The organism is Mesorhizobium sp. L103C105A0 (assembly GCF_000502215.1).
GTDB lineage: Bacteria > Pseudomonadota > Alphaproteobacteria > Rhizobiales > Rhizobiaceae > Mesorhizobium.
On record NZ_AYXF01000004.1, the window covers coordinates 325,542 to 340,535 of the forward strand.

General features: G+C 63.5%; 13 protein-coding genes. 3 read left to right on the forward strand and 10 right to left on the reverse strand.

Going from position 1 to position 14,994, the window contains the following annotated elements; all coding sequences use genetic code 11:
- The first annotated feature begins 113 nt into the window (after positions 1-113).
- Positions 114-1,139 (forward strand): nucleotidyltransferase family protein, encoded by a 1,026-nt coding sequence (locus X727_RS149615; RefSeq protein ID WP_023725855.1) that lies wholly within the window; start codon positions 114-116, stop codon positions 1,137-1,139.
- Positions 1,140-1,147: 8 nt separating this feature from the next.
- Here X727_RS149615 and X727_RS149610 read toward each other — a convergent pair whose 3' ends face one another.
- From X727_RS149610 to X727_RS149595, 4 genes are all read right to left on the reverse strand, one after another.
- The gene (locus X727_RS149610) at positions 1,148-2,143 is read right to left on the reverse strand and encodes an HPr kinase (protein WP_023745212.1); all 996 of its coding nucleotides are present in this window, start codon (positions 2,141-2,143) and stop codon (positions 1,148-1,150) included.
- Positions 2,140-2,574, reverse strand: a complete 435-nt coding sequence (locus X727_RS149605) for a lasso peptide biosynthesis B2 protein (protein WP_023745211.1) — start codon at positions 2,572-2,574, stop codon at positions 2,140-2,142. The genes X727_RS149610 and X727_RS149605 overlap by 4 nt, the downstream gene beginning before the upstream one ends.
- The gene (locus X727_RS149600; protein ID WP_023745210.1) at positions 2,574-2,861 is read right to left on the reverse strand and encodes a PqqD family protein; all 288 of its coding nucleotides are present in this window, start codon (positions 2,859-2,861) and stop codon (positions 2,574-2,576) included. Before X727_RS149600 ends, X727_RS149605 begins: the two co-directional genes overlap by 1 nt.
- A gap of 501 nt (positions 2,862-3,362) precedes the next feature.
- Complete coding sequence (locus tag X727_RS149595; RefSeq protein ID WP_245260048.1) at positions 3,363-4,160, reverse strand: DUF2259 domain-containing protein; 798 nt, start codon at positions 4,158-4,160, stop codon at positions 3,363-3,365.
- A gap of 218 nt (positions 4,161-4,378) precedes the next feature.
- Between X727_RS149595 and X727_RS149590 the strand changes: the two genes are divergently transcribed.
- Both X727_RS149590 and X727_RS149585 read left to right on the forward strand, forming a co-directional pair.
- Positions 4,379-6,286, forward strand: coding sequence for a propionyl-CoA synthetase (locus X727_RS149590; protein WP_023834380.1), 1,908 nt, complete (start codon positions 4,379-4,381; stop codon positions 6,284-6,286).
- Positions 6,287-6,357: 71 nt separating this feature from the next.
- The gene (locus tag X727_RS149585) at positions 6,358-7,059 is read left to right on the forward strand and encodes a metallophosphoesterase family protein (protein ID WP_245274169.1); all 702 of its coding nucleotides are present in this window, start codon (positions 6,358-6,360) and stop codon (positions 7,057-7,059) included.
- Positions 7,060-7,148: 89 nt separating this feature from the next.
- Here X727_RS149585 and X727_RS149580 read toward each other — a convergent pair whose 3' ends face one another.
- The 6 genes from X727_RS149580 to X727_RS149560 all read right to left on the reverse strand — a co-directional run bounded on the left by X727_RS149580 (position 7,149) and on the right by X727_RS149560 (position 14,783).
- Complete coding sequence (locus tag X727_RS149580) at positions 7,149-9,527, reverse strand: polysaccharide biosynthesis tyrosine autokinase (protein ID WP_023689994.1); 2,379 nt, start codon at positions 9,525-9,527, stop codon at positions 7,149-7,151.
- 190 nt (positions 9,528-9,717) lie between these two features.
- The gene (galU, locus tag X727_RS149575; protein ID WP_023668795.1) at positions 9,718-10,614 is read right to left on the reverse strand and encodes a UTP--glucose-1-phosphate uridylyltransferase GalU; all 897 of its coding nucleotides are present in this window, start codon (positions 10,612-10,614) and stop codon (positions 9,718-9,720) included.
- A 75-nt stretch (positions 10,615-10,689) separates the two neighbouring features.
- Entirely contained in the window at positions 10,690-11,637 is a 948-nt protein-coding gene (locus X727_RS0134020; RefSeq protein WP_023689993.1) for a glycosyltransferase family 2 protein, read from the reverse strand.
- On the reverse strand, positions 11,627-12,574 hold the full coding sequence (locus X727_RS149570; RefSeq protein ID WP_023703568.1) for a glycosyltransferase family 2 protein: 948 nt from the start codon (positions 12,572-12,574) through the stop codon (positions 11,627-11,629). The genes X727_RS0134020 and X727_RS149570 overlap by 11 nt, the downstream gene beginning before the upstream one ends.
- Entirely contained in the window at positions 12,571-13,566 is a 996-nt protein-coding gene (locus tag X727_RS149565; protein WP_023725858.1) for a glycosyltransferase family 2 protein, read from the reverse strand. Before X727_RS149565 ends, X727_RS149570 begins: the two co-directional genes overlap by 4 nt.
- Before the next feature lie 44 nt (positions 13,567-13,610).
- On the reverse strand, positions 13,611-14,783 hold the full coding sequence (locus tag X727_RS149560) for a glycosyltransferase (RefSeq protein ID WP_023684222.1): 1,173 nt from the start codon (positions 14,781-14,783) through the stop codon (positions 13,611-13,613).
- Positions 14,784-14,994 lie beyond the last annotated feature (211 nt).

Genomic DNA, 14,994 nt, shown 5'->3' on the forward strand with positions numbered 1-14,994 from the left:
CACCACACGCTGGCTTCATGCATGCTTTTCTGCAACATACGCTCCTCTGAGTTGGTTGTTTGACGCAATTCCGGACGGGAATTGCTCATGTGGGCGAACGTCATCCGGGTTTGATGCTGCCATCTCTTGCGCCTGCCGATGAAAAACTGCTGCTGACCTTCGCCGACCCGGAGGCGCCGGCTGCCATTGGCCGTGACGTTGCTGCCGAAAGCTTGCTGGCACTGCTCGTCAATGCCGAGTTCCACGGCGTGCTTCCCATCATGCTGCGCAAGCTCAGCGAGATCGGCGACGCCCAACTGCCTGCGGACGCAGCCTTGCGGCAAAAGCTGTCGGAACTGCGTGATCGCTCGACGCTGGCGACCGGCCAATCGATGCTGCTGCAATATCATGGCGACCGCATCATGAAGGCATTGGCGGCGAAAAATGTTCCGGCCCGCATCGTCAAGGGTCCGGTCTTCGCACGCAAACTTTACCGCCACGCCGCTGACCGGCCGTTCACCGACATCGACATTCTGGTCGAGCCGGCCAGCATCATTGAAGCCAACCCGGTGATTGCCGGATGCGGCTTCGAGCTCTGGAGCGGCGAGGCGCAGTCGCAGGATCTGCAGGAGTTCAAGTGGCTGGAGAAGGAGAATACCAGCCTGCTGATCGAACTGCACGGCAACCTGGTGCATGATTCCGGCATGCGGCGGCGGCTGTCGCTGGGCTTTCGCGAATTGCAGATCATCGACGGCAGCGAGGCCGACACGCCGGCCGCGCTGCTGACCATCGCCATTGTCCACGCCGCCGGCGGGCACAAGTTCCACCGGCTGCAGCTTTGCGTCGATGTGCTGCAGGGCGTGCGCGCGCTGCGGTCGCCCGCGGATGAAGACCGGCTTTTCGAGGCGGCGCGCATCAGCGGCATCGAGCTCGAACTGGCGACGGTTCTCAATGTGACGGGGCGGCTGTTTGATGCACCGCGCGCGATCGAACTGGCCGACCGCATCAAGCCCGACCTCTCGATATTTTTGGCCAAATGGCTGATCACCGGCGATACGCTGCTCGGCGTCAATTCCAGGGACAAGATGCATTCGCGCCTGCGCCGCGACGCCTTCCGCTGGATCCAGCGCCTCGCCAGGCCAAAGCCGCATTCTGCCTGAAGTGTGCTTTAGTCCCGCGCCGCCAGCGCCGAGCGGATCAGCGGGGCCGCCTCGGCCGGGTTCGCGCCGACTTCCAGGGTAAATGTCGGGACGGCTTTGACCAGCGTTGCGATGGTTGCCATGCGGCGCTTCTGCGCCGGCAAAAGGCCGGTCATGCCGGTCCTGACATTGTCGGTGGCAAGCGCCACCATGGCGTCTGTCCTGGTCATGGGCACGAGCCGGGTTTGCGCGTCCGCCGAGCGGGCGAGATGAAACAGTGCCGCAACCGGTCTGCCGACAGTTTCCTCGATGCGGATGATCTCGGCGAGACGTTCCAGCGAGACGGCCTGCTCGCCATTGGCGTCCCATTTGTCGCCAAGGCAAGGCGCCACGAAGGGCAGCATTGCCGCGGTGTGGCGGTGGACCTTCACCTTGCGCGGCAAGCCCCAGGCCGTGATGCCGCCACCGGCCAAAACCTTGAGGATCATGGCGTCATCCGAGCACAGGCCGAAACCTTGCGACGCCAGCGCCAGCGACGTCGTCGACTTGCCGGTGCCGCTCGGCGCATGGATCAGCACGAGCGCCTCGCGGCCGGGCAATGTCAGGCCGGCGGTGTGCAGCATGTGCTGGTCGCCGGCATCAAGTGCTGCATCCAGCACCATCATCAGCACCGTCCATTTGACCTTGGCATCGGGATGGACTCGTATCTCGGCCCAGCCTCCATCGGCATTGATCGAGACGGTCTGCAGGCCGGGAAAGACCAGATGAACGGTGCCGCCACCGTCGATCAGCCGGCAATGGCCGTCTTCCGGTACGTCGCCGTCGAAAGCGAGTTTTCCGGCAGGCGATTCCTCTAACTCCTGCGTCTCGACGATATCGATGCGGAAACCCGGCTCGGCCGGCCCGCTGACGCGCAACGTGCCGAGCATGAGGTCGAAGCTTGGCCAGAGATCGGCCCGCGAGGCCGATATGCTGATGACTTGGCCCTGGAGATCATAGCAGAAGGTGGTCGCCGGACCGGTCAAGCAGCGTGCGCCTTTCCGGCATCGGCGTGATGGCGATAGATCTGGACCATGCCGGGGAGGCTGTCCGAGACCACCGGGCGGCCATCGAGACAGACCCAGCAATGGGCAGACATGCGCGGCGCCTGCATCGACTTCGGATCGACGCCGAAGCGCAGATCCGGATCGAAGCCGGCAAAGCGCAGGAAGCGGTGGGCGAGCAGGCCCTCGCGCAGGCATCTGCGGTCGCGCATCAGCCAGGGGTGCCGGACGGTCCGGTTGACGGCAGCGACGATGTAGGCTGACGACAGGCCGCGATAAGGGGTGGGTGCGCTGAGCGGCGCCCATTTCAACACCGATTCGAAGCTGCGGCGGCCGACCAGGATCGGCATCAGCCGCGCGCTTGCCCATAAATGGACACGAAACAAAGCGCGCAGGAGAACGCCGTCCACCATCAGGGAGCCGGGTCGGCGAGAATGCCTTCGCTCACCAGTTCGGCGGCCAGCGCCGCCATGTCCTGGTCGAGCGTGCCCTTGTCGACCTCGAACTCGTCGCACAACAGGACGACGATCTGGTCGAGGCTGCGGGCGCCGTCCACCTTGTCGAGAAAGGCTTCGGTGGTGCCGTTGCAGGTGTAAAGCTGGCCGCTGCGCGCCAAGAGCACGACGGCGCCATCGCCGACATGCTGGACCGAGGCGTCGTCCGCCAGCCGCAGAACCATTTCAGAACCGATTTGGGCCATGGAGCCCCTCCACCATTTTCCTGGAGAGCAGATAGCGCGGCGATGCGGGTCTGTCCATTGCGCGGGCGAGAGGGAGAACAGGCAGGCCCGACCGTTCTGTGGCAATCCGGCAACGCCAAAATCCTCACGACACACGCAACCGAAGACGGCGGGTCTTAAAACAGGGAAGCACCCCAGAAATAGTCGGTGATTGCAGCTGGTAATCACCGCCGCAAGCCGTCAAGCCGGCTATCTCGCAGGGTCAAGGTCTTGCTTTTCTTACCTAAAGTAAGCTATGCAGTCGCGGGGTTTTGGGAGAGCATTGGGTATGCGTTACAATTGGGAGCGGGCGCCGACCGCGTTCGAACGTCATCGAAAAGCGTTGGCAGCCGCCATATTGATTGCGGGTGGCGTCGGGCTGATGCTGGCGGCCTTGCCGCTTTAAGACTGATATCCGACACGAACGCCCTGCTTTCTCCGGGCGCATGAGCTTTTTCTGCCTGCCACAAGACGGGCCGCGGCTTAGCGTGCCTGGCCGGTTACGGCGATGAAGCGGCGGTCGCGTCCTTCGAAGCCCTGGCTGAAGCGCTGCACCAGCACGGCCAGTACCGCCGGCCTGCCGGGCGGGGTGTATTCGTAGGATTCCGACAGGCTGTAGGAAGTCGGGCAGTTGCGCGAGCCCGGCACGGCCTTGTCCTCGTGCATGACCTTGAACGGCTTGCCGTCCTGCCCCTGCAGCGACAGGCGGAAGCCGCGCGCCTTGCCCGCCTTGTCCCCTTGAAGTGTCTTGTCGCCCTGAAGTGTCTTGTCGCCCGGAAGAACTTGGTCGCTTGGCTTGGCGTCATCAAAGCTTGCCAAGCAATCCTCCTTGCTGTCGGCAAGGATCTCATCGAGCTGGATGGTCGAAATCAGTGTTTCGCCATAGAACGGCGACAGCCATTTCTGCGCGGCCTGCTCGAGGCGGGGGATGTCGTTGTACTCGACCGTGTCGTCCGGGAAGGTGAACCTGTCGGAGGCCGTGCGCGTGCCGCGCTCGGCAATGCCGTATTTGGCCAGGATTGGCGCGGCCTGCTTTGCGGCCTGCGCCCGTGCCTGCTCCACCGTCGTGGTCGCCTCTTCCGATTCATCGAGGACAAGGATCGGCTTGCCGCCGACGAACTCGTCTGTGCTTGTGTCGATGATGTCGATCTGCGACCAGCCGGAAACGGCAGCGTCGAGCTCGCCATATTGCTCGAAGGCGAAATATTTGCCGTCGGGGGAAAAGCCGATGATCCGCCGCGCGGCGGCATCGCCGGCCTGGGCGGCGGAAACGATCGTCAACAGCAGCGCTGCTCCAACGGCAGATCCAACCCCGTATCGTACCGTCATTGCGCGCCCTGCCCCGATTTCAAACCCGGCCATGGTGCCTGCAATTTATGGCCAAGGCGAGATCGGCCAAGCCCCAAATTTCGGGAAAGACATGGCATTTGGGGAAAGACGTGGCCGGGAAAACCCGCATAGGCTATTGCAAGATAGAGAGTTTTCCCGAGGAGGGATGAATGGCGTCACGCTACCACGAGGTCTATGACGGCTGGAAACGCGACCCGGAACAATTCTGGGCCGCTGCCGCCGAGGCGATCGACTGGTATTCGCCGTGGACCAGCGTCTTCGATGCCAAGGCGGGCGTTTACGGGCGCTGGTTCAACGGCGCCAGCTGCAACACCTGCTTCAACGCTCTCGATCGCCATGTCGCAAGCGGCCGCGCCGACCAGATCGCACTTATCTACGACAGCGCGATCACCGGCACGGTCAAGAAATTCACCTATGCCGAATTGAAGCGCGAAGTGGTAGCGCTGACTTCGGTGCTCAAGAACCGTGGCATTCACAAAGGCGACCGCGTCATCATCTACATGCCGATGGTGGCCGAAGCGGCGGTCACGATGCTTGCCTGTGCCCGCATCGGCGCGGTGCATTCGGTGGTGTTCGGCGGCTTTGCCTCGCACGAGCTCGCCACCCGCATCGACGACGCCAAGCCGAAGCTGGTCATCTCCGCGTCCTGCGGCCTGGAGCCTGGACGTGTCGTGGCCTACAAGCCGCTGCTCGACAAGGCGATCGAAATGTCCCGCCACAAGCCGGACGCCTGCCTGATCCTGCAGCGCGACCAGCTGCGCTGCGATCTGAGGGAGCATTACGATATCGATTTTGCCGACGCCGTTGCCCGCGAGCGCGCCGCGAGCGCCAACGTCGATTGCGTTCCGGTGCTCGCCACCGACCCGCTCTACATCATCTACACCTCCGGCACGACCGGCCAGCCTAAGGGCATCGTGCGCGACAATGGCGGCCACATGGTCGCGCTCAAATGGACGATGGAAAACGAGTTCGGCGTCAGACCGGGCGAAGTATTCTGGGCGGCCTCCGATGTCGGCTGGGTGGTCGGCCATTCCTACATCGTTTACGGACCGCTGCTGCATGGTGCGACAAGCGTGCTGTTCGAGGGCAAGCCGATCGGCACACCCGACGCCGGCACCTATTGGCGGGTGATCGCAGAACACGGCGTGGTCGCGCTGTTCACCGCGCCGACGGCCTTCCGCGCCATCAAGGGGCAGGACCCCAAGGGCGAATTCGTGCCGAAATACGATCTGTCGAAATTCCGCATTCTGTTCCTGGCCGGCGAACGCGCAGACCCGGAAACCATCAAATGGGCGGAGCAGAAACTCAACGTGCCGGTGGTCGATCATTGGTGGCAGACCGAGACCGGCTCGCCGATGACCATCAACCCGGCGGGCCTCGGCCTGCTGCCGGTGAAATACGGCTCGCCCGGCGTGCCGATGCCGGGCTACGACATTCGCGTGCTCGACGATGCCGGCCATGAAGTGCCGCGCGGCACACTTGGCAATGTGGCGGTGAAACTGCCGCTGCCGGCCGGCTGCCTGCCGACGCTGTGGAATGCCGACGAGCGTTTCCGGCAAGCCTATCTCGAGGAATTTCCCGGCTTCTACAAGACGGCCGATGCCGGCATGATCGACGACGACGGCTACCTCTATGTCATGGCGCGCACAGACGACATCATCAATGTCGCCGGACACCGGCTGTCGACCGGAGCCATGGAGGAGGTGCTTTCAGCGCATCCCGATGTTGCCGAATGCGCCGTCATCGGCGTCGCTGACGCTATGAAGGGCCAGGTCCCGCTCGGCTTCGTCGTGCTCAATGCCGGTGTGTCGCGCGATACCGCTGCCATCGAAGGCGAAGTGGTGGGGCTGGTGCGCGAACGGATCGGCCCGGTCGCGGCCTTCAAGACCGTGGTGACGATCAAGCGCCTGCCCAAGACGCGCTCCGGCAAGATCCTGCGCGGCACCATGCAGAAGATCGCCGACAAGGAAGAATGGACGATGCCGGCGACCATCGACGATCCCGCCATTCTTGACGAGATCACCGCGGCGCTCAAAGCCCGCGGCATCGGGGTCTGACGGCCCCAGTGGCGTTGTTCCAGCGATCCAGGCCCCCCCGGCCGGCGCCGCGCGAGCGCCTGGAAATGGATATGGACGACACCGTCGTCTACGCGATCGGCGACGTGCATGGCTGCTACAAGGAATTGCTGTCGCTGGAGCAGAAGATCCAGCTCGACGCGCTGCAATTTCGCGGCCGCAAGATTATCGTCATGCTCGGCGACTATATCGATCGCGGGCCGCAATCGGCGCGCGTGCTCGACCATGTCTTGGCGCTACCGCCAACAGGGTTCCTGCGCGTCTGCCTGGCGGGAAACCACGAAGTGGCGATGCTGAACTATCTCGACGGATATCTGTCGCGGGACCGCTGGCTGGCGGTCGGCGGCCGCGAGACGCTGTTTTCCTATGGGGTCGATCCGGCGCGGCTTGCCAGCCTCTATGCCTCGAACGACGAGGTCGACCGGCGCGTGAAGGAAGTCATTCCGGCCAGCCATATCGACTTTCTGCGCAGCCTGCCGGTGCTGCTCTGTTCGGATAAATTCGTTTTCGTCCATGCCGGCATCAGGCCGGGTATCGACCTGGTCGCACAGGATGAGCAGGACCTGCTCAACATCCGCGACGAGTTCTTCAACGCCGCCCATCTGCTCGACCGCTTTGTGGTGCACGGGCACACGCCGGTCGATATTCCCAGGCTCGACGGGCGCCGGCTCGGCATCGACACCGGCGCGTTTCGAAGCGGCCGGCTGACAGCGCTCAGGATCGCGGGTAAATTCGGCAAGCTGATCTTTTCCTGACCTGCCGTGCTTCTTCGTTTGAGCGTGATCTTTTCCGAAAACCGGATCCGCTTTTCCGGGTCACGCTCCTTTTCAGGATCGCGCTCCGTTCAGGCGGCGGTCTTGGCCCGCACGTCCGATTTCTCCAGATAGTAGGTCGAATAGCGGTCGAAGAACTTTTCCGAGCCGCCGAGCGAGCCGTATTTCGGCAGCTTCTTCAGATCGACCTTGTTGAGCACGGCGCCGACGACCTTGCTTGCGACGTAGGGTTCCTGCTCCAGCAGCGAGCGCACCATGGCGCGCGGCGTGCGGCCCCATTCGGCAACCAGCACGAAGCCGTCGACCAGCGGCGCAAACGCCTTGGCGTCGACCACGGGGCCGAGCGGCGGCAGGTCGACGATGATGTACTCGAACGTCTCCTTGGCGTTGTCGATGAAGCGCCGCATGCCGGCCGACGACAGCAGCTCGCTGGTATGCGAGAATTGCCCACGCAGCACGGCCGGGATGATCGCCAGCTTGGTCTGGCGGTCGACTTTGCCGACCGACTGCCAGGTCTGGCCGTTGACCACGGCCTCCATCAGCCCCTGCTCGGCCTCCATGCCGAGGTTGCGGCTGAGGCCAGGATTGCGCAGATCGGCGTCGATCAAAAGCGTCTTCGAGCCGTTGGCGGCCAGCAATCCGGCGAGATTGGCGGCGACCGTAGACTTGCCCTCGCCGGGCAGGACCGAGACCACGCCTATGACCCGGCTGCCTTGCCCTTCCATGACGACGTCGAAGGCGATCTTGGCGTTGCGCAGCGTTTCGGAGAACATCGATGCCGGCGCATCGACGCTGACCCGCATGCGCGCCCGTTTCTCGGCCGCCGACAATGTGTTGGCGCCTTTGGCATCCGCCGCACCGCCGTCGGCGTCCTTGCCGAGCCTGCCGCCGATCATCGGCAAATAGCCGAGGAATTTGAGGCCGACGCGATCGCGAATGTCCTCGCCGGTCCTGAAGAAGCGCTCGTTGAACTCATTCAGGCCACCGAAGCCGGCGCCAAGCAGCACGCCAAGCACCAGCGACAGCGCCAGCACCCTGGAGGTGCGCGGGCTTGAGGCGGAAAGCGGCGTTGAGGCATCCGAGATGATGCGGACCTTGCCGACCGGGAAGGATTGCTGCTGCGAGGCCTCCTCGTAGCGGCTAAGGAAGGTCTGGTAGAGCGTGGTCAGCGCCTGCGCCTGCTGGTCGAGTTCGCGCAGTTTGACCTGGCTCTGGTTGTCGATGGAGCTCTTGCCGGCCGCGTCGGCGATCTTCTGCCTCAGTGAGGTCTCGCGTGAAAGCGCGACTTCATATTCATTGCGATAGCTTTCGGTCAGTTGCTTCAACTCGCCGAAAATCTGGGTCGACAGGTCGGCCTTTTCCTTGGCCAGCGCCACCGCCTGCGGATGGTCGGCGCCGAAATTGGCCGTCACGTCCTGCAGCCGCTTGGCCACTGCGAGATAGCGGGTCTTGAGCGTTGCAATGACGGAGCTTGCCGGCTGATCGCTTGAGATGGCGGAATCGTTGAAGGCATTGTCCGAGCCGCTTTCGACGATGGTCTTGTATTGCTGATAGCGGGCGCTGGCGCGCGCCGTATCGGCCTGCGCGACGATCAGTTGCGCGGTGAGATCGGCAATCTGCTTGTCGCTGATCAGCTGGCCGTCGCTGTTGGCGGCCAGACCATGCTCGGCCCTGAATTTCTCGACCGCCATAGCGGCCGCCTGTGAGTTCTGACGAAGCTCGGTCAGCCGGCCCTGCAGCCAGACCGCAGCGCGCTCGGTGGCGTCGAAGCTGGCATTGAGCTGGTCGGCGAGATAGGCGTCGGCATAGGCCTTGGTGATGGCGGTGGCGAGCGCCGGATTGGTCGACTGGTAACCGATGGCGAGCACATAGGAGCGGCCGTTGCGCTGCGCCAGCACCTCGCTCTGCAGCTTCAGCACGGCATAGTCGTGGCGCGCCGTCTGCATCATGGCCTGGCGTGTCGCCTCATCGACGTTTTCCATGCCGGGAATCTGCTCGGCGGAACTTGAGCGGAAATAGCCGATCACGCCGCGCACGAAGCCGATGCCCTTGACCAGCGCCGATTGCGGCGGGTTCATGAACTCTGCGTTCTGGTCGAGTTTCAGCTTGTCGACCACCACCGAGGCCAGCCGCGCCGAGGTGATGATTTCGATCTGGCTGAGCAGGGCGGCGTCGGTCTGCATGGTGACGGATGCAGCCGAGATGTCGTCGATGACCTTGTTCAGGCCTTCGTCGATCAGCACGCTGGCGACCGACATGTATTGCTTGGGCGTGGTCTGCAGATAGAGCAACCCCAGGAACAGGCCGATGATGGCGCAGACCGCCACCACCTTGACCTGACGCGCCGCCATGCCAAGCAGGCGCTCGACGTCGATGAAGTCTTCACCCTTTTCCTGATCGGGGTTGGGCAATGGCATCCTCTTGTCGAGAGGAAAGCTTGCATAATTCATCTTCGATCCAATTCTAGGTTACAGGCGCCGGAGCGAGACGGGTCAGGTCCCACCTCGTCCGAAGCTGCGGAGATCGGGGGCAAGATATGCAACGCAAGCTTCATGCCATCCGGCGCCGGGCCTGAGCGGCCAGGCGTGCAGGCATGAGCCGCGCCATCGTCCAAACGCATATGCCCTCGAAAGATGGGCATTATGCGGCCACTTCCTGACGCTCATGCGACCGCACGAACGCCTGCAGCATTTCCAGCACAGGTCCCTTCATGTCGTCGCGCGCCAGCGCGAAGGCGATGGTCGCCTCTATGAAGCCTTCCTTGGAGCCGCAGTCGAACATGCGGCCATTGAAAGGCTGGGCAAAGAAAGACTGGCTTTTCGCCAGCCGCACCATGGCATCGGTAAGCTGGATTTCGTTGCCGGCGCCGCGCTGCTGGTTGCCCAGCAGCGAGAAGATCTCGGGCTGCAGGATGTAGCGGCCGTTGATGTAATAGTTCGACGGCGCATTGGCCGGCGCCGGCTTTTCGACCATGGCCGTCACCTCGAAGCCGCTGCCTGTCTCGGCGCCGCGCCCGACGATGCCGTATTTGCTGGTCTCGCTGGGATCACAGCGCTCGACGGCGATCACATTGCCGCCGGTCTGCTGATAGAGATCGACTGTTTCAGCCAGGCAACCTCGGCGACCGAACGACACCATATCGGGGAGCAGCAGGGCGAAGGGCTCGTCGCCGATGACTTCGCGTGCGCACCACACCGCATGGCCGAGACCATGTGGCGACTGCTGGCGGATGAAGCTGGTGGCGCCGGCCACGGGCAGCATGCTTTCGAGCGCCTCCAGCTGGGTCTTCTTGCCGGTTTGTTCGAGCGTTCCAATCAGTTCGGGGTGCAGGTCGAAGTAGTCCTCGATGACAGCCTTGTTGCGGCCGGTGACGAACACGATGTGCTCGATGCCGGCTTCGAAGGCCTCGTCCACCGCATATTGGACGACCGGCCGGTCGACCACGGGCAGCATCTCCTTCGGAATCGACTTGGTTGCCGGCAGGAACCGTGTTCCAAGCCCCGCCACAGGGATGACTGCCTTCCTGATTTTCTTCATCGCAAATTCCTTCTGAGCAGATCGATTTCAGCCTGTTGCAGGCCACGAACAAACGTCTTCATGTACTCGCCCTCCTTACTCCGCGCCGACAGCAAACTGCGCCGCCACCCTTTTGAGGCGGACGGCGATCGGCATCGACATGTGCCTGACAGCCGCCGGATCACTTAGCGCGGTGCGTATCGCTTTCAACGGCGAACGCGCCTTGATGTGCTGGACCAGCGACAGGAACGATGCCGCCTTGCGCAGGCTGCGGGCGCGTTTGGCGAAGGCGGCCGCAGCAGCAGCGTCCATGGAATTGGTCTCGGCGAAGACCGCGTCGGCCTTGCGCATCGCCTCGATATGGTGAAGCTCGAGCACGCGCGAGATCGAGCCCGTGCGGATGTGGTAGATATAGCCGGTCGTCGGCTCGACGACGCATTTTCCGCTCTTGGCCAGCGCGTTGGCGAGCAGGATGTAATCCTCGCCTATGCTCAGACTTTCATCATAGCGAAGCCCGTTTTCGATCAGGAAACGGCGCTGGAAGATCGGCTTGAGATAGCCAAGGTTGAACGTGGATTCGAAAACGATGTTGCCAGCGATGTAGTCGGCGAGCGTGATTTCACGCAGGCCCTCCAGATATTTGGCGGGAAACATCGTCGCTTCGGCAATGCCGTCCTCGCGCACCACCTGGAGGTTGTCGACGGCGATCACAGCGCCCGCGCTTTCGGCCCGCGCGATCATGGCAGAAAGCCGCCCGGGCAGGACGGCATCGTCGGAATCGAGCACCGCGACCCAGCGGCCGGAAGCCAGTTCGAGCCCGGCATTCCTGGCGCCGCCAGGGCCACGATTTGCCGGCAGCGCAACCACTTTGACGACATTTTTTGGATAGGCTCTTGCGACGTCGAGCGTGTTGTCGCGCGACTGGTCGTCGGCGACGATGATTTCGACGCTGACATCGCGCTGGGCCATGGCGCTTGCGATCGCCCGGTCGAGCGTGGCCGCGGCATTGTAGGCTGCGATGACAAAGGAGACGTCAGGCTGCACGCTTGCCTCCTTGCTGCGGGGAAGACAGTCCGTATTGGCGAATTTCGCTGATACCGACCAGGCCGCTGACGACGCCGACATGCATGATGCCGCGCAGCACGCTGCGGTTGCGGCGGACCGGGCTAATCGCGGTCAACGCCGCCATGCCGAAGCAATAGACGGCCTTGGCCGAGGCAAGGCCGACAGCCTTCGCACGCTCTATCACGCCTGCGTCATGGCCGATGAGGTGGCCGTGCGTCTGGCCGAAGCGGAAGCGGCGGCGGCGCAGCCAGTCGAAAGCGGCTCGCGAACGCGGCACGACTTCCTCGACCCACGCCTCTGGCGCAAAGGCGATGCGACCGCCTGCCTTGACCATGCGGTTGAAGAATTCGGTGTCCTCGCCGCCGCTCTGGCCGCGCGCCAGGCTGAAACGACGGTCGCGCAAGCTGTCGGCGCTCATCCTCAAAAGGACGTTGCAGGTGTAGCCGGTGCGGATTTCGCCCTGCACCCAGACCGGCAAGGTCGAATGGAAATCGCCCTTGCGCATCCAGTCCGGCGCATCCGGGCGGTAGAGCGCCCGCACCGGACCGAGCACGGCCTCGGCGCCCCTTGTCTCCGCGATAGCAATCAGTTCGGCCAGCCATTGCCGGGAAGCGGTTTCATCGTCGTCGATGAAGGCGACAAAATCGGCCGTGCTGGCATCAAGACAGGCGTTGCGGGCAACCGAGATGTTGCGCGCCGGAGCGTGCCGGTAGCGGGCCACGAGCTTCAATTCGCTCGCCAGCGCGGTCACCAGCGGCTCGGCGGTCGGCTCGTCGTCATTGTCGGCGACGATGACGCCGATGCCGAAACCGGCAGGCATATCCATGGCAGCGAGCGACCGCAGCGTGTCGGCCAGTTCCGGCCGCCGGAACGTGCAGACGCAGATGTCGATTCGGCGGCTGTCGGCGACCATCATGCCACCCCGCGCTGCGATCGCGAGCCGAGCAGTTGCAGCCAAAACCCGAGCGACCAGCCGAAATGCATGACCATCGCCGAAATGCCCGCCAGCACATTGTTGGGACTGCGCTGGCTGATGGCGGTCACAGCGCCGTAGCCCAGACAGACCGAAGTCCAGACCAGCAGCGGCACCGCCGCCAGCCAGTGGATAAAGGAAAATACCGCGAGAAGGACGACCGGCGCCACCAGCAGCGGGATCATCTGCCGAACTTTCGGGATCATTCGGTGCTTGAGCACATTCTTGGCGCGGCCGCGGCCATAGCCGAGATATTGGAAATACAGGCCCTTCAGCGACGAACGCGGATAGTAGACCATCTGCGTCTTGCCGCTCATCCAGATGCGGTAGCCAGCCTGGCGCAGCCGGTAGTCGAGTTCGGCATCCTCATTGTGGCTGAAGCTCTCGTCATAGCCGCCGACCGCGGTGAAGGCCGAAATCCGGATCAGCGCGTGATGGCCGTGGTCGACCCATTCGCCGGCCGAGAGGTGCCGGTGCTTGGAGCCGCCGGTGCCGAGCTTGGAATTCTGCGCCGCCGCGACCGCTTTCTGCACCGCGCCGCTGCCGCTGGTCAGCATCGAGACGACGACCGAATCGGCTGAAGTGGCGAGCGCCTCCTCGACCAGCCGGTCGCAATAATCGGCGGGATAGCCGCCATGGGCATCAATGCGGATCAGGTATTCGGCGCGGTCACCGAGGCTGGCGACGGCGAGATTGATCGCCGCGCTCTGGATACGTTTTGGGTTGTGCAGGAGGACGACCTGAGGGTCCTTGGCCGCAACCGCTTCGACAATGGCCAAAGTACCATCGGTGCTGCCGCCATCGGCAACGACGATGCGGGCGCCGAGCCTTAGAGCTGCCGGCCTGAGCTGCTCGAGCAACGCGCCGATATGGGCTGCCTCATTCAGGCACGGAATGACGATCAGGCTTGGCGGCAGCGCTTCGGTTTGCGTCATCGGCGCCTTCCCATGCTCTGTACTTTTCCCATCATCAGCCATCGCTAAGCCAGCGCTTCGGTGACGAAGGGACCTGGGACCGCCGCCAGACCGCGCAGCCTGTCGACAAAGGCGCGGCAGTCGCTGCGGTCGTAGCTCCAGGTTCGTGGGTTGCGGGCCAGCACACGCGCCTTGGCCTTGCCGAAGTGCTCCTGGTCCATGCGGCCGAGCGCGGTTTCCAGGATTTCGGGCGTGGCATCGGAAAGCAGGACGCCAATGTCCTGCTGGTCGAGAAAGCGCCCGGTCTCGGTATTGCCCATCGAGATCGGCACGGCGCCGAAGCGGCAGCCCTCATAGAGGCGGTTGGGCAGCAGCCATTCCGAATTCTGCCCTTCCTCGAAGAAATCGATCGCCCAGGAAAAATGCACTTCGCCGTAGATCGCGGCCATGTCTTCCGGGTTGCGGTAGGGGCCACGAAAGGAGAGATAGGGTTCGGCCTCGACAAAAGCGTGGAAATCCGGGAATTCCGAGAGTGCCGGACGGCCCCGGAGGACGACCTCGAAGCGCCCGCCCTGACGGCGCGTGAAGTCGGCCAGCAGCTCCAGCGAGCGGCGGCAGCGCAGCGCGCCGAACCAGCCGATGCGCCACGGGGGTGCTGCAGGGTTTTCGGCCTTTGACCTGTCATCCAAGGCGATCGGCGCGGTTTCGAAGTATTTGTTTTCGACCAGTTCCACCGGTGCGGCGACCTGCCCGAACGGCTTGAAATAATTGGCGATGAAGGCCGGTGAGCTCGTCACCAGAAGCTTCACGTCGCGGGCGAGATAACGCTCCGCTGTGCGCAGTGCTTTGCCCAGCATGTCATTGCGCAGCACCAGGCGATGGATGTCGAGGCATTCGTAGACGATCGGCACGCCGCCGCGAAAGGCGGCCTTGGCGCGCCTGGCCAGCGCCAGCATTTCCAGATTGCGCGCGATGATGAGGTCGGGCTTCGGCATCGCCGCAAGCTTTGAGCCTATCGACAGCGCCGCCTTGGCGACCGCCGCCAGACGCTGGCCGAATCGGCCGTCACGCGTCGCGCCGAGGTCGACCGGCTGCAGCCCCTCGACGTCGGGAACAGCATTTGTGGTCCGACGGAAGCCGGCCAACGTGACCCGCGCGCCGCCTGCCTTGAGCATTATGATCCGCCGGCGCACCGCCGGGTCGGAAACATCGTGCACAAGGTACAAGACATGCAGCATGAAAACTCGACCGCTGTTGGCCCACCCACGGGAATGCTAACCCAGCTTTTGCTGCATCGCAACATTTTTGGTGCGCCGTAGCATAAGTGCACCTTTTTTGTTGCACTGCAAAATTGATGCGTTACCCTCCGTCGGGCTTGAGCGCCGCTCTGGCTGGTCACCCAGCCCGATGCAGCGATGGATTGTGACGCGAGCCGCATCGGGATCGTCC

Bases quoted from the DNA above. Each gene is read 5' to 3' on its own strand.
- X727_RS149615 (WP_023725855.1), top strand. From the start codon at position 114: ATGCTGCCATCTCTTGCGCCTGCCGATGAAAAACTGCTGCTGACCTTC.
- X727_RS149565 (WP_023725858.1), bottom strand. From the start codon at position 13,566: ATGACGCAAACCGAAGCGCTGCCGCCAAGCCTGATCGTCATTCCGTGC.
- X727_RS149585 (WP_245274169.1), top strand. From the start codon at position 6,358: ATGGACGACACCGTCGTCTACGCGATCGGCGACGTGCATGGCTGCTAC.
- X727_RS149600 (WP_023745210.1), bottom strand. From the start codon at position 2,861: ATGGCCCAAATCGGTTCTGAAATGGTTCTGCGGCTGGCGGACGACGCC.
- X727_RS149560 (WP_023684222.1), bottom strand. From the start codon at position 14,783: ATGCTGCATGTCTTGTACCTTGTGCACGATGTTTCCGACCCGGCGGTG.
- X727_RS149590 (WP_023834380.1), top strand. From the start codon at position 4,379: ATGGCGTCACGCTACCACGAGGTCTATGACGGCTGGAAACGCGACCCG.
- X727_RS149605 (WP_023745211.1), bottom strand. From the start codon at position 2,574: ATGGTGGACGGCGTTCTCCTGCGCGCTTTGTTTCGTGTCCATTTATGG.
- X727_RS149570 (WP_023703568.1), bottom strand. From the start codon at position 12,574: ATGATGGTCGCCGACAGCCGCCGAATCGACATCTGCGTCTGCACGTTC.
- X727_RS149580 (WP_023689994.1), bottom strand. From the start codon at position 9,527: ATGAATTATGCAAGCTTTCCTCTCGACAAGAGGATGCCATTGCCCAAC.
- galU (WP_023668795.1), bottom strand. From the start codon at position 10,614: ATGAAGAAAATCAGGAAGGCAGTCATCCCTGTGGCGGGGCTTGGAACA.